Below are 20,992 nucleotides of genomic sequence, written 5' to 3' on the forward strand. Positions count from 1 at the left end.
TTTAGTGAGTCAGCCGGGGCGGTGCTGGTTTACCGCCGAAGTTTCTCGGTTGGCAGCAGCGTCTGCTTCAGAAGCTCAGAGCCAGATCCTTTGTCCATCACCCGGTCGGATTTTGAGGAAACCATCATATTCCTAACAAGGTAATCAACTCGACAATGGACTTCCGCGCTGTGCGATCCAGGCCTTGCGGGTTATTGCTGCGTTATATCAAAGCCACCTGAACGTCCGCTTCTGGCCGATAGCTGAAGTTTAGGTTGTTCTGATATAACCCATCGGGCGCATCTCCAACTAGAGAAGGTGGTAAGGGCACGGAAGCCAGCCGAGAGATTTCTGGAGGATATCCGGCAACCGCCCGGGGAGAGGCATGCTTTAGTCCAGCCGCCGCTCCACCGTGGTCTGAGCACCCTCCATGCAGGGCGTCACCTGCGCGAGCGGCACCCAGGCTGGTGATCCCAGCTCGCTAGATGCATGAGGAGCTGGGCCAACTCAGAGATCAGTGTCCGCCGCTACGCTCTCACGCTTTCGATCATCAGTGACCGTTGCTCGCGAAGGGCAGGCAAGCCTCAGGAATCAGGTCAGCCCCCTGTAGGAGTCACTCAATATATGGCGCCTGCTCAGCGGCGTACCGCATTTTCCGGTAGTGGCCTTGTCAGGCATTAGCCATCGCTTCTGTAGGAAATCTGCCATTTCCCTAATTTTCAAAAACGATAAGCTATAACACCTCGCAATTGCATCGGGCAGAAAGGAACCAAGCATACTTCGATGCACTTCTATAACAAGCTCCACGTGATGAGTGGAGTGCGATAAGGACAAGGATGTCATGAAGACTCGACTGGACGAACGCTACGATCCCGTCCCCCTGGACCCTCGGGAGGAGGAGCGCCTACGGCAAGCCGATCGTCCAGTAGCGCCTCGCTCCACGTCGCAGCAAACGCAGATGCCGGAACCGCGACAGGAATATCGTCCGGAACCACCGGTTCCTGACGCCCCTGAGAGACCACACGCCCTGCAGATCGGCGTATTCTTCGACGGCACCGGCAACAACATGGCCAACGACCGGCGCTTGACCGACCGTGATATCACCAATGTGGTCAAGCTGCATGATCTGTATCGCTATGACAGCGACGATGGCGATTACCATCGAGTCTATATTCACGGCGTGGGCACGACGACCGGCCGTGAAAGCGAGGATGGCTTCACGGCCTCCGAAAACCTGGCTGGGCTTGGCACTGGCGTTGGTCCTGAGGGCGGCCATGCGCGAATCGAATTGGCCCTGCAACTGCTCCGCCAGGTGCTGGAAGACAACCCCGATGCCACGGTGACCTTCGATGTATTTGGTTTTAGCCGCGGTGCGGCCCTGGCCCGGCACTTCGTCAACCTGATTCACCGCTGGCCGGAAACTCTGTTGGTACCGGACTTTCGCCTTATCAGGCCGGGGTATCAGCCCCCGTTCCGGCGCATCCCGGCCTTCCCGGATATACCGCTTTCCTCTCGCCAAGTGCGCTTCGTGGGGCTGTTCGACACCGTGGGCAGCTTTTACTGGCCCGGCACCGCCCGCAATCTCGACTTCGACCTCTACATGGCCCCGGGCAGCGCCCAGCGCGTGGTGCAGCTTACCGCCCACCATGAGATTCGCCGCAACTTCCCGCTCAGCAGCATTGCCGATGCCCAGGGCAACCATCCTGGCAACTTCCTCGAGATTGCCCTGCCCGGCGCCCACTCCGATGTGGGTGGCGGCTACGAGAACCCCGAGGTGGACTTCGCCAATTTCGAGGAAGTGATCGTGCGGCGTCGGGCCGGGCTCGGGGCCAATGGGGAAACGATTCGCCGGGCCCAGGAAGATGCCGAAAAGCGTGGGCTGGCCATTCGCGTGGACGGCATGGACGTGATCGAGATCGAGCGGCGCGCCATTCGCAAGGAGCTGGCCATCTACGCCTTGCATGAGATGTACCGCGAGGCGCGGAAAATTCATGTGCCACTCGATGAGCTACGAGATGATGCAGACCATGTCATCCCCGCCGAACTGCAGGTCATCATCGACGACTGGGAAGAGGAGGGAATGCGGCGCAAGCGACAATGGATGCTGGACGTGTCTCGAGAGCGTTTTGCCGATTATATCCATACCTCGCACCGCCAGGAGAGCCTCGCCCATGCCCCGGAACCCTCCGGCGTCCGTAGGGTATTTCCCAATCGCCACGGTGCACCGGTGGCGCCACAGCAGGAGCTTCAGGGTGCCTAAATCATGGAAAATCAACCTGCGTCCCGGGCTGCTGCTGGTGCTGCTGCTATTGGCCATCGGCTGCGAGGCGGAACCCAGACGCTATGAATTCGCGATACAGCTCAATGGCGGCCCCACCGGTTGGCCGGTGTGGGTGGAAGATCTGACTTTCGATCATTCGTGGTGGTCGCCGGGGGGGAATCTGGGCGGAGGTTTCGACAAGCGTCCGCCTACGGGGGGGGCGACCGCCGGTTTGCCCCGCCCCATGCCCGCTCCATCGTCACTCCAGGCGCGCTGGTTCTCCTACCGTACCCAGACCTTCTATGAGATCGACCTGGAACTGCCGGACACAGAGGATTTGTTGCGGCAGTGGTACCGCGAGCATCCACCAGCGAAGTACCTCCATTACTTGACGGCCGGATTTTCCGGCGAGGGCGAGGTATTCGTCTGGTGGCGCGCCCGATGCCGAGGTTGCGGCAGTGACCGCAGTCGGGACTTCCACGCGCCAATCGTTGAGTCGGCCTATGGCGAAGTGGCCGAGGGTGATCCGAGCTGGTACCGAGAACATATCGAAGAATATGTCAAAGAGGGCACCATCCCCTCGCCTTGGTAATGGCATGACCAGCGCATCGATGCCAGCCTCAAGCGGCCTGCTGCACAGCAGGAGAGCCTCGCCCATGCCCCGGAACCCTCCGGCATCCGCCGGGTATTTCCCAATCGTCACGGCGCACTAGTGGCGGCCCCGCAGGAGACTCAGGATGCATAAATCATGGAAAATACACCTGCGTCTCGGGCTACTGCTGGTGCTGCTGCTATTGTCCAGCGGCTGTGAGGCGGAGCCGCGGCGCTATGATTTTGCCGTGCAGCCGGTGGGCGGCCCTGAGGGGTGGCCCATCTGGGTGGAGGAACTGACCTTCGACAATGCTTGGAGCGCTCACGCCGGTAATATCAGTTCCGGTTTCGAATTCAGGCCTCCCAGGGTGGGAGGAGTGAATATATTGGCCCATCCCATCCCATCCCATGCCTGCCCCCTCATCGGTGCAGGCGCGCTGGTTCTCATACCGTACCCAGACATTCTACGAGATCGAACTGGAACTGACGGATATCGACTCCCTGGTACACCAGTGGTATCGGGAGTATCCCCCGCCGGACTATCGGCATGTTTTGGTGACTGGCTTCTCCGGTGAGGGTGAAGCTTTCGTCTGGTGGTGGGCTCGCTGTCGTGCCTGCGGCAGCGACCGCAGTCGGGACTTCCACGCGCCAATCGTGGAGTCGGCCTATGGCGAAGTGGCCGAGGGTGATCCTGCCACCTTTCGTAGCCAAACCCAGCGCCGGGTGGATGAGGGGATCATTCCCTCGCCATGGTAAAGGCATGACCACCGCATTGACGCCAGCCTCAAGCGGCCTGCTGCACAGCAGGAGAGCCTCGCCCATGCCCCGGAACCCTCCGGCATCCGTAGGGTATTTCCCAATCGCAACAGCGCACCGGTGGCGGTCCCGCAGGAGCTTCAGGATGCCTAAGTCATGGAAGAGCCACCTGCGTCTCGGGCTTCTGCTGGTGCTGCTGCTATTGGCCAGCGGCTGCGAAGCGGAACCCAGGCGCTATGAGTTCGCGCTGGAAACCACTGGCGGCCCCACTGACTGGCCGGTGTGGGTGGAAGAACTGACCTTCGACCATACGTGGTCATCGCCAGTCGGGAACCTGGGCGGAGGATTCGATATCCGGCCACCTACCGGCGGAAGAACTGCCGTCTTGGCGCACCCTGTAGCCGCGCCCGAGTCGATGCAAGCACGCTGGTTCTCCTACCGTACCCAGACCTTCTATGAGATCGACCTGGAACTGCCGGACACGGAGGATCTGCTGCGCCAGTGGTACCGCGACCATCCACCAGCGCAGTACCTCCACTACCTGACGGCCGGCTTTTCCGGCGAGGGCGAGGTCTTCGTCTGGTGGCGCGCCCGTTGCAGAGATTGCGGCAGCGACCGCAGTCGGGACTTCCATGCTCCAATCGTTGAGTCGGCCTATGGCGAAGAGGCCGAGGGTGATCCTGCCACCTTTCGTAGCCAAACCCAGCGCCGGGTGGATGAGGGGATCATTCCCTCGCCATGGTAAAGGCATGACCAGCGCATTGACGCCAGCCTCAAGCGGCCTGCGCAGTGTATTGGCGGCTGAGCTTCAGTATTGGACTGCACAGTCGCTTCGTGTGCGTTTTCAACCAGAGGAGGTGGCAATGACAGCGAATCGAGTCGAAAAACTGATGGAGGATATCCGCCATCTGAGCGAGGAGAAGCATGACTTGGTCCAGCAGGTGCGGGAGCTTGTCCTGGCCGCTGGTGCGGATGTCACTGAAGAGGTGAAGTACGGCGGCATACTCTTCTCTACCCATGCCCCTTCAGCGGGGTGTTTTCCTATACTCGACATGTCTCGCTTGAATTCCCCGAGGGGGCGTCGTTACCCGATCCCCACCAGGTGCTGGAGGGAGTTGGCAAGCATCGTCGCCACATCAAGCTTCGGGCAACGAAGGATATCGCGGAGAAGCAGGTTCGCGAGTATGTCGGGGCCGCGTATGCGGCGGTTGGCCAGGGCCATGAGACAGACTGACTATTTTGTTGTGTTGGGGCGTATCCGCTTGAAGCCGAACGCCAGTCGTTTCCGCTTCTTGTGGCACACCGCGCTTTCCTACCTTCAGGCGCGGTTCACGCCCGGGAACGTATACAGTTGCGTGCGGGGTGATGGATCGACGACCTACTGGAGCCTGAGCGTGTGGACTTCCCGGGAAGCCATGCTTCGCTATCGAGATTCGGGCAGTCATGGTCGAGCGATGAGAGCGGCAAGGGAGTTTGCGGAACCTGTTGATTTTTGCCATTGGAAGGCCGGGTCGATACCGGGATGGGATGAGGCGCTAGGGGAGTATGAGCGGCGATCTCGGTCACCGGCGTCAGGTGGCTGAGCCGGTGTTGCTGGGCGTCGTCGATGGCTGGCAACACCGCGGTCGCGAGCTAAAGCTACCTCCGACAGCGGCTTTTTCTTATGTAGAGGCATGATTGATCCGGGTCGCGAGCTGCAGCTGCCGGCCGTCGAGCGGTAAACCGGTGTTGGTGGGCGTTGCTGAAGGTTGGCAACACCGCGGTCGCGAGCTAAAGCTACCTCCAACAGCGGTTTTTTCTTATGTGGAGGCGTGGTTGATCTGGGGTCGTCTTGTTCTGGTTTTTGCAGGCATTGTCAGTAACGAATGCTGTCACCGGCATCCACATAGTGGACGGTGCCTGTGGTGGCGGCTCCGGCCGGTGATGCCAGGTAGACGACCGCGTTGCCGACATCACGCACGGTGGCAAGGCGGCGCAGTGGCGCGTGGGCTTCACTTTGGTTGGCCAGCTCGTCGAAGTCCTTGAGCCCCGAGGCGGCGCGGGTACGGATCGGTCCGGCCGAGACGGCATGCACGCGAATCCCCTGGGGGCCCAGCTCGCTGGCCAGGTAGCGTGAGGCGGATTCGAGTGCGGCTTTCACCGGGCCCATCAGGCCGTAGTTGTCCACGGCGCGCTCGGCCCCATAGTAGGACATGCACAGCAGGGTGCCGCCCGAGGCCATGAGAGGCTCGGCGCGCTTGGCCATGCGCAGGAAGGAGTGGCAGGACACATCCATGGCCACCTGAAAGCTCTCTCGAGAGCAGTCTACTACCCGGCCATGAAGGTCTTCCTGCGGGGCGAAGGCGATGGAGTGCACCACGAAGTCGAGCCGGTCCCAGCGCTCCCTTGCTCGCTCGAAGAGGGCGTCCAGCTGGGCATCATCCTGAACATCGCATGGCATCAGTTCAGGTTCGCCCATTTCGCTGGCCAGCGGTAGAACGAAGCGCTCGGCCTTGGGGCTGGCGTAGGTTACCAGCATCTCGGCGCCCGACTCATGGAGGGCTTGGGCGCAGCCGAAAGCAATGCTGTCGCGGTTGGCCAGGCCGGTCACGATGCCGACCTTGCCGTGCATGGAGAAGGGGTGGGGCATGGTGCTAGGTTCCTTTGGGTTACATTGCGCTGCAGCATGGGGATGCCCCCAGCCTAGCTCAGCTCCGCCCTGTCTGCATGTGCCCGGCAGCGCTTTTCGCCATGACAGCTATTGCAATGCCCCCAGTCAGTGCTCTCTTGATAGGCTTCACGCATACTGAACGTATTGGTTACCACGTCGCAAGGAGTCTCCCATGTCCCCTGATACCCCGTTCGATAAGACCCTGATGGCCCTTGATGCCTTGCATGCGGAGGACCCCCGTCGGGTGGAGGTCGAGGGTGAGTCGCTGCCCCTGGAGCTGTGGCATGCGGGCCGCATGAGCGCGTGGCTGGAGCGGGTGGTGGAGGCGCCGGATGAGCTGGTGCAGATTGCGGTGCGTTCGCAGCATATGCAGCGTTGGCAGATGGCGCGCAACGAGTACCCCGAGGGGCGGGTGGGGTATCTGACCTGGCGGCGCGATCAGGGCAAGCGGGCCGGCGAGACCGCGGCGCGTGCCATGGAGGCGTCCGGTTATTCGTCGGAGGATGCCGAGCGGGTGGCGCAGATGATCCGCAAGCAGGGGCTGGGCCGCGACGAGGGCACCCAGGCGGTTGAGGATTGCGCCTGCCTGGTGTTTCTGGAGAACTACTTCGGCGACTTCTCCAAGCAGGTGGAGCACGACCACCTGATCCGAATCGTGCAGAAGACCTGGGGCAAGATGTCTCCGCGGGCCCGTGAGCTGGCGCTGGAGCTGCCGATGACCGACGAGGCCCGGGCGCTGGTGGAAGAGGCGCTCGCCGGCTGAAGGTGTTGGCGAGCGCCATCGTGCGCTTCCGGCTCGGGGGTCAGGGGATCAGCGTCTGGGCGGCGTCAAGATAGGCCGCCCCGTTGGTGCTGACCCGTTCGAAATCGCCGGTTTCCGAGCCAGGTGGACCTCTTCCAGGGTCACTGCCATGGTTTCCACCTCTTCGTCGATCTTCTCCAGGGCATTTTCCAGGGTGTAGGTCAGCTCGTGGATGGTGCCCAGGTCGGTGATGCTCAGCTCGTCCTGGGCGAGCAAGGCGGCCAGCTGCTGGTTGTATTCCGAGAAATTGGCCACGGCATCGGCCAGCGTTTCCGCGGGTTCGCCCTTGAAGTGGTCAGGGCTGGAGCTGGCCGAGGCCGAGGCGATCAGCAGGCTGGTCAGAAAGGCAGGAAGCAGGGCTTTCATGATGTTATCTCCAGTAGAATGATAATGATGCGCATTAGCGTTGTATCAGTGCGCTACTCATCCAGCAAGACTGTTTCTTAATAGGAATGATTTTTCTTCGCAAAAATTGACAGGGGTCAGGCGGGATACTAGATTCTCGATAGACCATGATAATGGTTATCATTAAAATCTATCGGAGGTGTTCATGCCGTACCCCATCCACTCCAAGCCCAGGGGCGCAAAGCCCTCCCTGCATTTTTGTGATGCCTCGTCGGGTTCGGTGCGGTTGGCCCGGGAGTCCCCGCGACAGGCGCCGGAAGTCTCCGAGGAGGAGGAGGCGTTGAGGTCGCTGCGTCATGAAGAGGCCATCCAGGAGCTACTCCGTCGCCGCTTTCTGCGGACCACGGAGCAGTACCTGAAGGGTGAGCTGGGAGACGTCGATACTCCTCGCACGCGGCGCTGAAATCGCGCTCTAAGGAAGCACTGCACAAATGCCTGCGCGAGCGAATCGCTGCGTTGCGCGGTGCTCAGAATCCTCACATATAACGCATATGCTCCGGTTCTTGCGCTCCGTGCGCCTTGCGTTTCATCTCGCTCGGCGATTTGTTCAGCGCTTCCCTAACGGATGGGTCAGGCCAGGGAGAGGGTCAGGTCAAGGAAAGTGTCAGGCTGTCGCTGGTTTCGCAGGGTTTGCCGTGGCGCAGGGTGAGTCGGCGTTCGCTCAGTTCCATGACCACGGCGAACAGGGTCTCCATCCGCTCGTCGGGGGGCTGGTCGGGATTGAAGTGGCGGCAGATCGACAACGGGGCATTGTGATGATCGCTGAGGATCTCGAACAGGGCGGTTTCGTCCACGTCGCTGTCGGCTCCGAGTTCGTCGTGCAGCAGGGTGTCGAGGCGCTGCAGCCGGGGCTGCGAGTCGATGCGGGGGAAGTCCTCGACCTGGCACCCGCCGGCGTAGAGGTGGTTGGTGTGGGTGACGATGCCACCCCGGGGTGTGAGCCGGCCGGGTTCGCCGGGCTGCACCTCGAGACCCATGGCCCGGCCGTCACCGGCGGCAAGCAGGAAGTGGGCCGGTGAGCAGACCCGGTCATTGCGGGCCACGTCCAGGGCGCTCTCCCAGTCGGGGCTCTCCAATATCTTGCGCAGTGCCACATGGATAGGTAGTCCGTTGCCGCAGGTCTGGGAGCGAATGGCATTGAGGCAGACGCCGATGCCGTTGGCGTTCATGCCCACCTTCCCCACCATGCCCGCTTCGCCGACGCTGACCAGCGGCGTGGTGCCGATGCCTTCGATGCGCAGAACCACCACGTTGTGCAGCTGGTCGGTGCGCCAGTCCCAGTTCTGGGCCAGCCACTGGCGGCCGTGGCGCTGCAACGAGAACGCCGAGCAGCCGCCACTGGCGCGGGTCAGGGCGATCTCGCTGCGGCAGTTGAGGGTGAGGATATCGGCGAAGTCGACCCCGGCGCCGTCGGCAATGCCCTCCATCTCCTCGAGTATGGCGGGGAAGCCCCGTTCGATCATGGCCTGGAAGCGCACGGCTTCCTGGCGGGCCTGCGCCCAGCTGATACCGACGAAGTCGTGGAACAGCTGGGCATAGACCGTCAGGCTGTGCTGGATGAGCCGCGAGTGAATGCGGCCATGGGCAGTGCCGATGTGATGCCGGCTGCCGGAGAGCTGGGTCACGGGCAGGGCGTGGGTGGGCGGGGTCATGGCGTCTCCTCGAACTGGCCCCGGCCGACTCGGCGCAGGAGGTCGCTGTCCGGGAGGGTTGGGATTGCGGGCCGCATGCAGTGGTTCCTGTCGGGTGGGGATGCTTCGGATCCATCAGTATAGGCACCCCGGGGGAAGTAATGCCGCCAGCGTTGAATTGTGCTCTACCGACCAGGCAGGGATTCGTCTTTTTGATCAGGGGGTTGGGGCTAGATTCCACCTCGCTAACGTTGGCTGCGGGACTTGTGTTTTTGCGCCAATGCTTCCAGATTTAGGGGGTGCATTTTTTTCGCAACCAGAGTGAGAAGAACAACCATGAAAAAACGCGTTTTGGCGATGGCCGTTGCAGCATCCAGCCTGGCATTCGTCGGTGCGGCGCAGGCCGAAGTGAAAGTCGGTTTCCTCGGCGGTTTCACGGGGCCGATCGAGAGCCTGACACCGCCGATCTTCGACGGTGCGCAGCTGGCGGTCCAACAGATCAATGAGCAGGGCGGTATCCTGGGCGGTCAGACCCTGGTAATGCCCAGCGCAGACACCACCTGCAGCGATGCCTCAGCGGCTTCCAATGCGGCGGATCGCATGGTCAACACCGAGCAGGTCACCGCCATCGTGGGGGCGCTGTGTACCGGGGCGACCATCGCGGCGGCCAATAATGCCGGTATCCCCGGCGGCGTGGTAATGGTGTCGCCGGCTTCCACCGCACCGGCGGTCTCCGAGCTGGACGACAACGACCTGGTTTTCCGTACCGTACCGTCCGATGCCTTCCAGGGCGAGATCCTGGCCAAGCTGATGCTCGACAAGGGCTTCGATGAGGTCGCGGTAACCTTCGTCAACAACGACTATGGCCGTGGTCTGGCCGACGCCTTCGTCGAGGCCTTCGAGGCCGGTGGCGGCTTCGTCGCCGAGAACCTGGCCCACGAGGATGGTCGCGCCGATTACCGTTCCGAGCTGGGCTCCCTCTCCGGCAGCGGTGCCGAGACGCTGGTGGTGCTGGCCTATGCCGATGGCTCCGGCCAGACCGTGCTGCGCCAGGCCTACGAGAGCGGCATGTTTACCCAGTACGCGGGCGCCGACGGCATGGTGGGTGACAGGCTGGTCGAGGCGGTAGGTGCCGACGTGCTCGAGGGCATGATCGCCACTCGCCCGGGTAGCCCGGACCTGCCGGGTACCGAGCTCTTCAACCAGGCAGCCGAGGAGGCGGGCTTCGACCCCAGTGCGGTCTTCGCCGCCCAGGCCTACGATGCCGCCTTCCTGCTGGCGCTGGCCATCGAGCAGAACGGCACCGCCGAGCGTGAGGGTCTCTCCGCGGCGCTGCGTAGCGTCTCCAGCGAGCCCGGTGAAGTGATCCTGCCCGGCGAGTGGGAGAAGGCCGTGGAGCTGATTGCCGCCGGCACCGAGATCAACTATGAGGGTGCCTCCGGCCGTCATGAGTTCGATGAGACAGGTGACGTGCCCGGCGTCGTGGTCGAGATGGTGGTGGAAGACGGCGCCTTCGTCAGTAAGGGGCAGGTCGACCTCTGATGCGTTAGACCACTGATACGTTAACCAGCAGCAAACAAAAGCCCCGGCGGGCTATGAGCTGACTCCCAGTAGCCTGCCGGGGCGTTGTCGTGATGAGAGGTAGCCTTCGATAGCTAACCCATCAACAGGTTGCTAGCCAGGCCTCCGCCAAGCACCAGCATGGCAAACAGGATCATGCCGAGGATGAAGGGGCGGATACCAGTGCCTTGAGTTTCTCGAGGCGTGTCTCGAAGCCCAGCGCTGCCATCGCCATGGCCAGTGCCACCTGCCCAGTAAGGACCAGTGCTTGATGCAAGCTGCCGGGTAAGTCGACGACACTATTGAAACCGACCATGACCATAAAGCCGAAGGCGAACCAGGGGATCACCAGTCGGCCGGCGGCTGCACCTTCTTCACAGGTTTGCTGACGAAGCCACCACTGCCCAACGAGCAGCAAGAAGGGCACCAACAACATCACACGTACCAGTTTGACGATGACGGCATTGGCCAGCGCCTCTGGGCCGATGGCATCGCCGGCAGCCACGACCTGGGCCACTTCATGTACGGTAGCGCCGATATAGATGCCGTATAGCCCTTCGTTCATTCCGGAAAACTGGTAGAGCAAAGGATAGAGGAGCATCGCCAGAGTGCCGAAGAGCACGACAGTCGCGACGGCCATCGAGGCGGCGGCGGGGCGTGAGCGTATGGTTGTCTCGGTGGCCAGTACCGCGGCAGCACCGCAGATGGCGCTGCCGACACTCGTCAACAATGCCGTCTCGCGGTCCAGGCGCAATAACCGGGTACCGATGTGATAGCCGCTTAGCAGTACGCTGATGATTACCACCACGTCGAGCAATAGCACTCCCGGTCCAAGGGCGACAACCTGCTGCACGGTCAATGACAAGCCGAATAGCACAATGCCGCCGCGCAACAGCCAACAGGTGGCGAATTTAAGGCCCGGCTGAACCTCGGGCTGATAGCGTGAGAGTGGCAGGTTGCCCGCTATGAGTCCCATGAGCAAAGCGAAAACGAGGGGGCTGATGCCACTGGCAGCGAGTCCCGGCAGGCGGGCCAGGCCGAAGCTTGCCAGGGTCAAGGAGCTACATAGAAAGAGACCTTGCCACATGACGACGTTATTCCTTCCAGGGGTATTCGTCACTAGCCTATGCAGTTATATGCCTAATGGTTATCATCAAATAACGATATGACTATTCGGTGGAGCCGATTTATGACGCCTCATGTGACGTTCCGACAGTTGCAAGTCTTTGTCGCTGTCGCACGAGAAGGCACGGTGATTGCCGCCTCTCGGCGCTTGAGCCTATCCCAGTCGGCTACCAGCCAAGCCCTCTCCGATCTCGAACGTCAGTTGGGTATTTCCCTGTTCGAGCGGCTGGGTCGGCGCTTGCGGCTTAACGAGCTGGGGCGCGACCTCTTGCCCCGTGCCGAGCAGTTGTTGGACGGTATGGCCGCCTTTGTGGCGGCGGCCGAGGAGCCAGAAGGTGGCTTGCGAGGGACCCTCAATATCTCGGCCAGTACAACCATTGGCACCTATCTATTGCCTCCTCTGGCGGGGCATTTCAGTAATGAGCACCCAGGCGTGGATTTGCGGCTCAGGCTGCGCAACACGGGGGAGGTGATAACGGATCTACTGCGCTTCGATGCGGACATCGGACTGATAGAGGGGCAGTGTCATGAATCACGTCTGACTAGCGAAGCCTGGTGTGAGGATCAGCTCGTCATCGTCTGCTCGCCACGCCATCCCCTGGCCGAGAAAAGGTGGCTCGATGATGCCGATCTTGCTGCCACACCGTGGATACTGCGTGAAGCAGGGTCGGGCACGCGGGAAATCTTCGAGGCCGCCATACTGCATCGTGTGGAACGGTTACAGGTGCGTATGGAGTTGAGCCAGCATGAAGCCATCAAACAGGCGGTAAAGGCCGGCTTCGGATTGGGCTGCTTATCGCGCCTTAGCGTGGCGGGAGAGCTAGAGCGTGGCGAGCTGGTAGCGCTGGAGAGTGGCGTGGAGCTTTCCAGGATGTTTTCCCTGCTATGGCATCCCGAGCGTTACCGCAGCCCGCTGTGGCAGGCTTTCAAAGTCTTTAGCCTCGAGTATCCTCGGTGCTCCGATCATTTCCTGCTTTCCAACGATGGGTGAGGCGGCATGGACGTCCGCCAACGACGCTTGCCAGGAGATGTTGCATAAGGGATGTTTATGTTTATTTCTTTTTTGTTTAATTGTTCTTGTAAGTATTCGGCGATAGCGTTAGTAGGGTCCAGTGTCATAAAGCACAACACAACACAACACAACCAAGGACCCTTACTATGTCAGTCATCCCCGTCAGAATCACTATCGCCCTGCTCGCTAGCTTATCGAGTGGTGCGCTATATGCGGCCGACTATCCTCAGAAGAATATCGACTACATCGTGCCTTTCGCCCCGGGGGGCGCCGTCGACTTCACGGGTCGACTCATTGCCGAGGCGGCACCTGATGTCTTTGATGGACACAGTTTCATCGTCAAGAACATGCCGGGTGGTGGTGCCGTAATCGGCCAGAACCATGTCAGCGCAGCGCCCGCCGATGGCTACACCCTGCTGGCCATGACGTCTTCCGTTATCAATAACGCGCTCACCAAGCCAGTCAACTATGATCTCGACAGTTTTACGCCCCTGGCGCTATTCAACCTGGATCCCGGCGTTATCGTGACGGCTGTCGACGGTGAGTTGGACGACCTCCAGGCCTTCTTGGATGCTGCGAGTCATGATTCGGTCAGCATTGCCACGCCGGGCGACTCGACGTCACACCATGTCACGGCGTTGGCCCTGGCCGAGGAGGAAGGATTGAATTTCCGTTACGTCCACAATACCAGTGCCGCCTTGCAGTTACACCAGCTTATGGGCGGGCACGTTCAGGCTGGGTTCATGTCGCTGGGTGAGGCCATTGGCCCGGTGGAAGATGGCAGTATCCGCATCCTGGCGCTACTGGATGGATCGCGCAGCGACCTCGCGCCCGATGCACCGACCTACCAGGAGGTCACGGGGCGAGAGTTCCAGTGGGGGACGTTCCGTGGCATCGCCGCACCTGCCGGCCTGGCGGATGATGTGAAGGATGAATTGGAAGCGCGGCTTGGCGAGTTGCTCACCTCACCTGCTTTCGTAGAGCGCATGGGTGAGGCGGGATATCGCGTCGACTATCGCGATGGCGATGCCTTCAGTGAGCTACTTGATGGTACCGCCGAGCAAATGTTGCGCGTGCTGCCTCTGCTGGAAACGGGTTCATGATCCAGCAACGCCTCTTTGCCCTGTCCGGCCACTGGCTGGACAGGGGATTGTCTCTGGTCTGTCTGGTCGTGGGCGCTGGCGTGCTGATGATCGCCAAGGGCTACCCCGCCTCGGCGGGAGCCCTGCCGATGATCCTGGGATGGTTGTTACTGGGCTGTGGCATTGGCTTATGGGTGTTTCCTGGAAAGCGCGCTGACATGCGCAATGTCCGCACTGGTGGCTTGCTCTGGAGCATGATCGTTTTTGCTGTGGTGTTCTGGCTGTTTGCCTCGGTCGGCGCGGATGTCGCTCTGTTCGTGTTGTTTGTAGGGTGTGCCGTGCTGGCGGGATATCCGCCGGGGCTGCGGTTAGTCGCCACTGCCTTGCTGTTCACCATTCTGATTGGGGCCATCTTTGGGGGGCTGCTCGGTGTTCCGTTGCCCGGTCCTGTATTTATGCGCTTCATTGCGTAAAGGTCATTTCTCGCCCTCCGAGAGGAACGCATCATGGATTACTCGGCTCTGTTGGCTGCCGGAGCGCACGCCTTTTCCCTCTGGCCGCTCTTGAGTCTCTTGGCTGGTGTTTCGCTTGGCTTGGTGGTCGGCTCCATCCCGGGGCTCAACGACACCATTACCCTGGCCGTATTGGTACCCATTACCTTTGCGATGCCGTCCGATATCGCGTTTCCGCTACTGGTAGGCGTCTATTGCTCGGCGTGCTTTGGCGGTGCCTTCCCCGCCATTCTGTTGAAGATTCCCGGCACGGCGTCATCGGTGCTAACGGCTGTCGATGGCCATGCCATGGCTCAGCAGGGGCGAGCAGGTCAGGCCTTGGGAATTGCGACATACAGTTCGACGTTTGCCGGTACGCTGTCTGCGGTAGTGCTGATCTTCTTCGCACCGATGCTCGCTCAATATGCGCTACGATTTGGGCCGGCAGAGTACTTTGCGCTGTGTGTTCTTGGGCTGTCGACCGTCGTGGGTATGGGTGCCGGGAATGCCATGAAGAGCGCCCTTGCCTGTCTGCTGGGATTGCTGGTAGCCATGATCGGCATGAGCCCCGAGTCGGGCTACCCTCGCTTTACGTTCGGTAATTTCTGGTTGTACGAGGGGCTGCCGCTCACACCGATTCTCATCGGCCTTTTTGGACTGAGCGTAGTGTTCGAGATGTTGTCGAGTGAGCGCTCCAAGGCACGCGATCAGGGCAACGCCGAAGCGCCAATTCGCTTCGCTGACATGCTGCTGCCTTGGAGTTTGGTTCGCAGGTTGCTGCCTACCTGGTTGAACGCCGCCGCCCTGGGAAACTTGGTCGGTGTCCTTCCTGGAGCGGGGATGCTCGTCGCCATCTACATGGCCTACGAGCGCGTGCGCCGCAAGTTCGGCGAACGCTGTGGCCAGGGGCTGCCGGAGGGGATCGCCGCCCCGGAAGCAGCCAACAATTCGGTCGTTGCCAGCTCCATGGTGCCCTTGCTATCACTGGGCATTCCCGGCAATTCGACATCGGCGCTATTCCTTGGGGCCTTGTTGATCCAAGGGCTGCGGCCGGGCCCTTCGCTCTTTACCGATACCCCTGATATTGCCTATCTCATCGTCATATGTTTCTTGCTCGCCAACCTTGCGATGTTCCCCCTTGGGCTGTTGCTGGCGCGAATCATCCCCAACCTGATCCGGTCAGTGCCACGGCCGCTGCTGGCTGCCGCCATCGCTTGTCTCTGTTTCACCGGGGCCTTCGCCATTGGCAATAGCGTCTTTGGTATCTCAGTGGCGTTGGCCTTCGGCGTTATCGGCTTTCTGTTCAACCGTCTTCAGGTCCCCCTCTCGCCCTTCATTCTTGCGTTGGTGCTGGCACCGGTCATTGAGCGTGCGTTCTTTCAGAGCATGTCATTGTCGGGCGGCTCGGTTGCGTACTTCTTCACTCAGCCGCTGAGTGCTGCCATGCTTCTCTTTACCTTGATCTTCATGGTGTGGCCGCTCGGCAGGCTGATCATTAGGCGCCGTCGCCATGCGCCGGGCTAGGTGCTGGCGAAGCGGCGCCTCCTACCTGGCTCGCCAGTAGCTGGTAGAGCTTGGAGGCTGCCTCGCTGGGGTTGTCGTCGCGGAGGTAAAGGTAGAAGTTGACATTAGGCAGCGGCGGTAACCCTTCGCGTTCGCTCAAGACCCGGAACTCTGGCGTCACGACCTCGATACTGCGCGCGGTGATGCCAAGCCCCGCCCGTACCGCCGACTTGATCCCCGCCAGGTTGGGCGAGATGTAGCTCTCCTTGTAGCTGTGCCCATGTTCCTGCAATGCTTCCAGGGCGATACGCCGGAAGATGCTCGGCTCGTCGGCAAGCACGAGTGGCAGCGGCTGGAGATTGTCGAACTGATAGTCGCTGGCAGCGATCCACACGACAGGAGAGTTCCGCAACACCAGATGTGGGATGTCAGATGCTACGCGGGTAGAAATGGTGAGATCCAGCTCACCAGTGAACAACATATCCATTAAATCGGGGCTACGTCCAACGTGGATTGCCATCGAGAGACGGGGATTGGCACGCGCGAAGCTTTGTAAAATCCCCGGCAACACGGTGTCGGCGATATCGGCCGGAGCCCCTATTCGTACGGGGCCGCTGAGTTCCTGGTCATGTAGGGTCGCCCAGAGTTCGTCATGAAGGGCCAGCAGGCGTCGAGCATATTCCTCCAGACGCATGCCGGCTGCCGTGAGCTGTTTCTGACGCCCTTTCTTGATGAATAGCGCTACCTGTAGCTCGCTCTCCAGTCGTCCCATTTGCTGGCTAATCGCTGGTTGCGACTTGTGCACCTTGAGCGCTGCCTTGGCAAAGCTGCTCTCGTCGCAGATGGCCACGAAGGTGCGTAGCAGAGAGAGGTCCAAGTGTCGCATATAGTTAAATCCTGGTTATGTTTTTGCTTGAAAGCTTATTATAAATATAAACTTTAGTGAAGTACCTTGTAGGGGTGTTCTCACCACTACGGGATAATCTCATGGAACATGCCAAGACGATGCGCCAACAGGCAGTGAACGACACTCTCGGCCGAGTACGGCAAGTCCTTGACCAACAGGGGCTGAGTCGCCATGCGCTCGAAGAGGTGCTAATCGAGCTCAAGCAATTAGCGGGATGCCGGGAATTCTGGAGTGCCGATGACTTTCCTCCTCCGTCAGAAGGTGAGCGTCAGGCTCGCTATTTGATCGACCAGCAGGACGATCAGACCATTGCGCTTTATCTCAACGTCATGCGGCCCGGTAAGCGGATTCCGCCGCACAATCATACGACCTGGGCCTGCATCGCTGCCATCGAAGGCGAAGAGAGCAATACTCTATACCGGCGCCTGGACGATGGCCTGATAGCCGGTAGAGCGACGCTCAAGGTGGATCGAGAGATCATTATCGGCCCCGGACAGGGGGTGGCGATGATGCCCGACGACATTCACTCGGTGTTGATAGAAGGTGATACCCCGATTCGGCATCTCCATCTCTATGGACGAGCCTTGGAGACGCTGACGGAACGCATCACCTTCGATGTGGATGCCGGTACTTGCCGACGCATGGATATCGGCGTCAAGACACGCCAGTCGGGGGCTCGTTAATGTCTGCCATGGCACCCCAAGTTCTTAAGCAACATCTGGCGACTCCCGGGCAGGAAATCGCTTTTCTGGATATTCGTGAGTTCGGTGAGTACGGCATGGGGCATCCGTTTCATGCCGTCAATCTTCCCCTCAGTCTTCTTGAGGCGCGTGTCGGCCAACTGGTGCCGAGTCGTTCGACACTTGTCGTTGTCATGGACGAGAAGGATGAAGGGCGGGCACGCCACGCCAAGGAATGTTTGGCTGCTCTTGGTTATCGTGCCGTGTCATGGTTGGCGGGGGGCATCATGGCTTGGAAAGAAGCCGGCTATGGTGTATTTGCTGGTGTCAACGTGGTCAGCAAGACGTTTGGCGAGCTGGTGCACGAGCGTTATCACACGCCGACGATAGGGGCGGCGACGCTGGTTGATTGGCAGCGACAGGGCAAGCGAGTACACGTCATCGATGGCCGCCCCATCGACGAGTACCACAAGATGAATATCCCCGGTAGCATTTGCTGTCCTAATGGCGAGTTGTCCAAGCGACTTCCTGCGATACTCGACGGTGACACCACGACGCCGGTGGTGATCAACTGCGCGGGTCGAACGCGTAGTATCATTGGTGCCCAGACCCTCCAGTGGCTGGGTATCGAGAATCCCGTCTTTGCCCTGGAGAACGGGACTCAGGGTTGGCGTCTGGCCGGTCTCGAGCTGGAGCACGGCAGTGATCGCCATTATCCGAGCGTGCTTCCCCGCGCGGCATTGGGTGATGCCGCGGCCCGTCGCCTTTCAGAGGTACACGGCGCACAGGCCGTCGATGCGCAAACCGCTCGCGCCTGGTTAGAGGAGCAGCAGCGCACGACCTATCTCTTCGACGTGCGCACGGCCGAGGAGTATCGGCAGGCAAGTCTCGCCGGGGCTGTGCATGCCCCGGGAGGGCAGTTGATTCAGGCCACAGACCACTGGGTTGGGGTCCAACGCGCACGGCTTGTTTTGATCGACGATGACGAGTGCCGAGCTCCCGTTGTCGCTGCCTGGTTGACCTTGATGGGCATAGACGCGGCCTGGCTGAGGGGCGGCATGGCAGAGTGGGGTGTGTTGGCACCCTTGGCCAGGCAAGCGGCGGCTGCCGTTACGCCGCCCGTCAGCGATATCGCCACCGCCCTCGACCCGGCGACGCTTACCCTAGACGTCCGGCCGGGAATGCAGTATCGAGCCGGTCACCTACCGGGTTCGCGCTGGGCCAATCGAGCCCTGCTCGAACGCCAGTTGGCTGACGCGGATAGCCGCTGCCTAGTGGTGCTCGTTGGCGATGCCGAGCGGGTCGTTTGCCTCGCGCCGGATCTCATCGCACGCGGCTTCCAACACCTCAGTTGGTTACCCGATGACGTTGCCGTATGGCAGCGAGACGGCATCGAGCTGGAGGTGACCCCACACCATCCCGATGATGCCAGTTGCATCGATTACCTGTTCTTCGTTCATGATCGTCATGATGGCAATTTGGAAGCGTCGCGTCGCTATCTGGCCTGGGAGACGGGTTTGCTGGCTCAGCTCGATGACCAAGAACGTGCCACCTTTGCGCTTTAGACTTGCCGGAGAGAAATCGACTATGCAGCTAGAGACTGACCTGATTCACGTGGCTCGCCCTGAGCAGCGTCCCGCCCCGGTCAACCCCCCGGTGGTGCGGACCAGCACGGTGACCTTCGAGTCGCTGGCGGCCATGCGCGCAGCCAAGCAGCGCCGTGAGCAAGGCGAGCGGGTGTTCAGCTACGGGCGGCGGGGCACGCCCACCACCTACGCCTTGGAAGATGCCGTTTCGCGTCTGGAAGCGGGCGAGCACACTCAATTGCTGCCCTCCGGTGTCGCCGCTATTAACTTGGTATTCATGACCTTGCTAAGCCCTGGGGCGCACATGGTGATCGCCGATAGCGTCTACCAGCCAGTGCGCCGTATCGTGGAGGGTTGGCTACGGCCCTGGGGAGTGACGGTCGATTACTTTGACGGCAGCGTCGAGCATCTCATGACCACACTACGTGACGATACCCGGCTGATCTATACCGAAGTGCCGGGGTCTCTGGTCTACGAAATGCAGGACCTCCCGGCGCTGGCTGCCATCGCCAACCAGCGAGGCATTCCGCTTGCCGTTGACAATACCTGGGCCAGCGGAATTCTCATGCAGCCCCTCAAGCAGGGTGCCACGGTCTCGCTGATGGCGGGGACCAAGTACTTGGTGGGACACTCCGATGTCATGTTGGGCAGCGTGACGGCTAATGGCGATATCGGCCAACGGCTACGCGAGATGGCGATCACCATGGGGCAGAGCATCGGCGGTGATGACGCCTACCTGGCGCTACGCGGGGTGCGTACCCTGGCGTGCCGCATGGAGACCCATGACTGGCATGCCAGGGAACTCGGCGAGTGGCTGGTGAACCAGCCCCAGGTGGCGTGTGTTCATCAACCGTCGCGCCCTGAGCACCCCGGCCATGAACTATGGCGGCGTGATTTCAGTGGTGGCAATGGCTTGTTGACGGTGGAGTTCACCACCGACACGCCGGCCCAGCAGGTCGACTCGCTAGTGGACAGGCTGACGCTGTTCGCTATCGGCTCTTCCTGGGGAGGATTCGAGAGCCTCGCTTTGCCATGCAATATTGTCGCAGCCCGTCACTTGGACAATAGTTGGGCGACCCGGGGCCCCTGCCTACGGCTGCATGTTGGCCTCGAGCCGTCGATGATCTGAAAGCGGATCTCGAGCAGGCTTGGGCAGCCCTGCAAGTCGCTTAGGAGTACCGGCATTCAGGCCGCTGTATCCTTCTCTCCGCCAGTTCACATCTCGTCAGCGCCCCGGCTTCCGTTCGGGGCACTGGTGTGTAGGGTCGCCATCACTGGTGGTGCGGTACATTCTCGGGCAATAACCCCTTGGGCGCGAAACGCAGCACCAGGGTGATCAACAGGCCGATCACCAGAACCCGGGCCTGAAGTGCCCGGCTGGAGAGGTTGGCGGGGGGATCCCAGCCGAACACGCCTTCACCGAACATCACCGCCAGGTTCATCAGGAACAGCGCCAGCGGCTCGGACATCAGCCAGATGATATAGACCGCCACGGCGCCGAAGATGGTGCCCAGGTTGTTGCCGGGGCCGAGGATCACCATCACCAGTACCAGGAAGGTGTGGTTCAGCGGCAGGTAGCCCTGGGGGTCGAACAGGCTGTTGAACGAGGCCAGTGCGCCGCCGCCGACACCCATCAGGATGCAGCCCAGCACGAAGATCTCCAGGCGACGCTTGTTGATGTCCTTGCCCATGGCCGCGGCGGAAACCTCGTTGTCGCGGATGGCGCGGATCATGCGGCCCCAGGGGGCATGGTAGGCGCGGTGCAGCAGGAAGAAGATCACCGCGATCATGGCGGCCGTGACCGACAGGTAGATCGCGCGAGCGAGGGTGAATCCCAGTTCGGCCGGTCCCGGGGTGGGCCAGGGCAGCGGCGAGACGGTAGCAGTGCCGCGAGTCAGCCAGTCGGAGTTCTTCAGGAAAGCCTTGATGATCTCAGCGATGCCCAGGGTGGCGATGGCCAGATAATCGCTGC

Annotated in this window: 21 protein-coding genes; 15 read left to right on the top strand and 6 right to left on the bottom strand. The window is 61.0% G+C overall.

Annotated elements, in window-relative coordinates; translation table 11 throughout:
* Window positions 1–820: 820 nt before the first annotated feature.
* The 5 genes from Q427_RS28815 to Q427_RS36860 all read left to right on the top strand — a co-directional run bounded on the left by Q427_RS28815 (window position 821) and on the right by Q427_RS36860 (window position 4,820).
* The gene (locus Q427_RS28815; protein ID WP_051496309.1) at window positions 821–2,239 is read left to right on the top strand and encodes a T6SS phospholipase effector Tle1-like catalytic domain-containing protein; all 1,419 of its coding nucleotides are present in this window, start codon (window positions 821–823) and stop codon (window positions 2,237–2,239) included.
* Window positions 2,232–2,831, top strand: coding sequence for a DUF2931 family protein (locus Q427_RS11640; protein ID WP_043514013.1), 600 nt, complete (start codon window positions 2,232–2,234; stop codon window positions 2,829–2,831). The genes Q427_RS28815 and Q427_RS11640 overlap by 8 nt, the downstream gene beginning before the upstream one ends.
* Window positions 2,832–3,238: 407 nt before the next feature.
* Window positions 3,239–3,586: a DUF2931 family protein gene (locus tag Q427_RS33935; protein ID WP_231613650.1), complete on the top strand. Its 348-nt coding sequence runs from the start codon at window positions 3,239–3,241 to the stop codon at window positions 3,584–3,586.
* A 145-nt stretch (window positions 3,587–3,731) separates the two neighbouring features.
* Window positions 3,732–4,331 carry a DUF2931 family protein gene (locus tag Q427_RS11650; RefSeq protein ID WP_043514015.1) on the top strand — a complete coding sequence of 200 codons (600 nt, stop codon included), beginning with the start codon at window positions 3,732–3,734 and terminating at the stop codon, window positions 4,329–4,331.
* Window positions 4,332–4,619: 288 nt separating this feature from the next.
* Entirely contained in the window at window positions 4,620–4,820 is a 201-nt protein-coding gene (locus Q427_RS36860; protein WP_197030608.1) for a DUF1801 domain-containing protein, read from the top strand.
* Between the two features lie 621 nt (window positions 4,821–5,441).
* On the opposite strand, the gene fabI is transcribed toward Q427_RS36860, so the two are convergent.
* Complete coding sequence (gene fabI / locus Q427_RS11660; protein ID WP_043514019.1) at window positions 5,442–6,215, bottom strand: enoyl-ACP reductase FabI; 774 nt, start codon at window positions 6,213–6,215, stop codon at window positions 5,442–5,444.
* Window positions 6,216–6,408: 193 nt separating this feature from the next.
* Between fabI and Q427_RS11665 the strand changes: the two genes are divergently transcribed.
* Window positions 6,409–6,999, top strand: a complete 591-nt coding sequence (locus tag Q427_RS11665; protein ID WP_043514021.1) for a DUF4202 domain-containing protein — start codon at window positions 6,409–6,411, stop codon at window positions 6,997–6,999.
* Between the two features lie 48 nt (window positions 7,000–7,047).
* On the opposite strand, the gene Q427_RS11670 is transcribed toward Q427_RS11665, so the two are convergent.
* On the bottom strand, window positions 7,048–7,404 hold the full coding sequence (locus Q427_RS11670) for a DUF6746 family protein (protein WP_231613651.1): 357 nt from the start codon (window positions 7,402–7,404) through the stop codon (window positions 7,048–7,050).
* Window positions 7,405–7,588: 184 nt separating this feature from the next.
* Here Q427_RS11670 and Q427_RS11675 point away from each other — a divergent pair, with 184 nt between their 5' ends.
* Window positions 7,589–7,846, top strand: coding sequence for a hypothetical protein (locus Q427_RS11675; protein WP_043514023.1), 258 nt, complete (start codon window positions 7,589–7,591; stop codon window positions 7,844–7,846).
* Between the two features lie 184 nt (window positions 7,847–8,030).
* Here the strand turns inward: Q427_RS11675 and Q427_RS11680 are convergent, their stop codons facing one another.
* Window positions 8,031–9,095, bottom strand: a complete 1,065-nt coding sequence (locus Q427_RS11680) for a C45 family autoproteolytic acyltransferase/hydolase (RefSeq protein ID WP_043514026.1) — start codon at window positions 9,093–9,095, stop codon at window positions 8,031–8,033.
* Window positions 9,096–9,410: 315 nt separating this feature from the next.
* On the opposite strand from Q427_RS11680, the gene Q427_RS11685 reads away from it, so the two are divergent.
* Window positions 9,411–10,616, top strand: coding sequence for an ABC transporter substrate-binding protein (locus tag Q427_RS11685; protein WP_043514028.1), 1,206 nt, complete (start codon window positions 9,411–9,413; stop codon window positions 10,614–10,616).
* A gap of 172 nt (window positions 10,617–10,788) precedes the next feature.
* Here the strand turns inward: Q427_RS11685 and Q427_RS11690 are convergent, their stop codons facing one another.
* A complete protein-coding gene (locus tag Q427_RS11690) occupies window positions 10,789–11,721 on the bottom strand; it encodes a YeiH family protein (protein ID WP_231613652.1) in 933 nt (310 codons plus the stop codon).
* Window positions 11,722–11,886: 165 nt separating this feature from the next.
* Between Q427_RS11690 and Q427_RS11695 the strand changes: the two genes are divergently transcribed.
* From Q427_RS11695 to Q427_RS11710, 4 genes are all read left to right on the top strand, one after another.
* Window positions 11,887–12,750, top strand: a complete 864-nt coding sequence (locus tag Q427_RS11695) for a LysR family transcriptional regulator (protein ID WP_231613653.1) — start codon at window positions 11,887–11,889, stop codon at window positions 12,748–12,750.
* Window positions 12,751–12,917: 167 nt separating this feature from the next.
* Window positions 12,918–13,874 carry a Bug family tripartite tricarboxylate transporter substrate binding protein gene (locus tag Q427_RS11700; RefSeq protein ID WP_043514032.1) on the top strand — a complete coding sequence of 319 codons (957 nt, stop codon included), beginning with the start codon at window positions 12,918–12,920 and terminating at the stop codon, window positions 13,872–13,874.
* A complete protein-coding gene (locus tag Q427_RS11705; RefSeq protein WP_043514034.1) occupies window positions 13,871–14,326 on the top strand; it encodes a tripartite tricarboxylate transporter TctB family protein in 456 nt (151 codons plus the stop codon). Before Q427_RS11700 ends, Q427_RS11705 begins: the two co-directional genes overlap by 4 nt.
* Window positions 14,327–14,359: 33 nt before the next feature.
* Window positions 14,360–15,868: a tripartite tricarboxylate transporter permease gene (locus Q427_RS11710; RefSeq protein ID WP_043514036.1), complete on the top strand. Its 1,509-nt coding sequence runs from the start codon at window positions 14,360–14,362 to the stop codon at window positions 15,866–15,868.
* Here the strand turns inward: Q427_RS11710 and Q427_RS11715 are convergent.
* Window positions 15,840–16,733 carry a LysR substrate-binding domain-containing protein gene (locus Q427_RS11715; protein WP_043514038.1) on the bottom strand — a complete coding sequence of 298 codons (894 nt, stop codon included), beginning with the start codon at window positions 16,731–16,733 and terminating at the stop codon, window positions 15,840–15,842. The genes Q427_RS11710 and Q427_RS11715 overlap by 29 nt on opposite strands.
* Before the next feature lie 101 nt (window positions 16,734–16,834).
* Between Q427_RS11715 and Q427_RS11720 the strand changes: the two genes are divergently transcribed.
* From Q427_RS11720 to Q427_RS11730, 3 genes are read left to right on the top strand one after another with little or no spacing between them, the layout of a single operon-like run.
* Window positions 16,835–17,437 carry a cysteine dioxygenase family protein gene (locus tag Q427_RS11720; RefSeq protein ID WP_043514040.1) on the top strand — a complete coding sequence of 201 codons (603 nt, stop codon included), beginning with the start codon at window positions 16,835–16,837 and terminating at the stop codon, window positions 17,435–17,437.
* A gap of 8 nt (window positions 17,438–17,445) precedes the next feature.
* Window positions 17,446–18,999: a rhodanese-like domain-containing protein gene (locus tag Q427_RS11725; RefSeq protein ID WP_197030609.1), complete on the top strand. Its 1,554-nt coding sequence runs from the start codon at window positions 17,446–17,448 to the stop codon at window positions 18,997–18,999.
* A 22-nt stretch (window positions 19,000–19,021) separates the two neighbouring features.
* Window positions 19,022–20,149, top strand: a complete 1,128-nt coding sequence (locus Q427_RS11730; protein ID WP_197030610.1) for a trans-sulfuration enzyme family protein — start codon at window positions 19,022–19,024, stop codon at window positions 20,147–20,149.
* Between the two features lie 142 nt (window positions 20,150–20,291).
* On the opposite strand, the gene Q427_RS11735 is transcribed toward Q427_RS11730, so the two are convergent.
* Window positions 20,292–20,992 (bottom strand): branched-chain amino acid ABC transporter permease (locus Q427_RS11735; RefSeq protein WP_043514044.1); only part of this gene is annotated, 701 nt, incomplete at its 5' end.

This window comes from Halomonas sp. BC04, assembly GCF_000568385.1.

What these genes read in the sequence shown, in the direction of transcription:
- Q427_RS11700 (WP_043514032.1), top strand. Translation starts at nt 12,918, where the DNA reads ATGTCAGTCATCCCCGTCAGAATCACTATCGCCCTGCTCGCTAGCTTA.
- Q427_RS33935 (WP_231613650.1), top strand. Translation starts at nt 3,239, where the DNA reads ATGCCTGCCCCCTCATCGGTGCAGGCGCGCTGGTTCTCATACCGTACC.
- Q427_RS28815 (WP_051496309.1), top strand. Translation starts at nt 821, where the DNA reads ATGAAGACTCGACTGGACGAACGCTACGATCCCGTCCCCCTGGACCCT.
- Q427_RS11665 (WP_043514021.1), top strand. Translation starts at nt 6,409, where the DNA reads ATGTCCCCTGATACCCCGTTCGATAAGACCCTGATGGCCCTTGATGCC.
- Q427_RS11650 (WP_043514015.1), top strand. Translation starts at nt 3,732, where the DNA reads ATGCCTAAGTCATGGAAGAGCCACCTGCGTCTCGGGCTTCTGCTGGTG.
- Q427_RS11670 (WP_231613651.1), bottom strand. Translation starts at nt 7,404, where the DNA reads ATGAAAGCCCTGCTTCCTGCCTTTCTGACCAGCCTGCTGATCGCCTCG.
- fabI (WP_043514019.1), bottom strand. Translation starts at nt 6,215, where the DNA reads ATGCCCCACCCCTTCTCCATGCACGGCAAGGTCGGCATCGTGACCGGC.
- Q427_RS11715 (WP_043514038.1), bottom strand. Translation starts at nt 16,733, where the DNA reads ATGCGACACTTGGACCTCTCTCTGCTACGCACCTTCGTGGCCATCTGC.
- Q427_RS11685 (WP_043514028.1), top strand. Translation starts at nt 9,411, where the DNA reads ATGAAAAAACGCGTTTTGGCGATGGCCGTTGCAGCATCCAGCCTGGCA.
- Q427_RS11730 (WP_197030610.1), top strand. Translation starts at nt 19,022, where the DNA reads ATGCAGCTAGAGACTGACCTGATTCACGTGGCTCGCCCTGAGCAGCGT.
- Q427_RS11705 (WP_043514034.1), top strand. Translation starts at nt 13,871, where the DNA reads ATGATCCAGCAACGCCTCTTTGCCCTGTCCGGCCACTGGCTGGACAGG.
- Q427_RS11720 (WP_043514040.1), top strand. Translation starts at nt 16,835, where the DNA reads ATGGAACATGCCAAGACGATGCGCCAACAGGCAGTGAACGACACTCTC.
- Q427_RS11710 (WP_043514036.1), top strand. Translation starts at nt 14,360, where the DNA reads ATGGATTACTCGGCTCTGTTGGCTGCCGGAGCGCACGCCTTTTCCCTC.
- Q427_RS11725 (WP_197030609.1), top strand. Translation starts at nt 17,446, where the DNA reads ATGGCACCCCAAGTTCTTAAGCAACATCTGGCGACTCCCGGGCAGGAA.
- Q427_RS11675 (WP_043514023.1), top strand. Translation starts at nt 7,589, where the DNA reads ATGCCGTACCCCATCCACTCCAAGCCCAGGGGCGCAAAGCCCTCCCTG.
- Q427_RS11680 (WP_043514026.1), bottom strand. Translation starts at nt 9,095, where the DNA reads ATGACCCCGCCCACCCACGCCCTGCCCGTGACCCAGCTCTCCGGCAGC.
- Q427_RS11690 (WP_231613652.1), bottom strand. Translation starts at nt 11,721, where the DNA reads ATGTGGCAAGGTCTCTTTCTATGTAGCTCCTTGACCCTGGCAAGCTTC.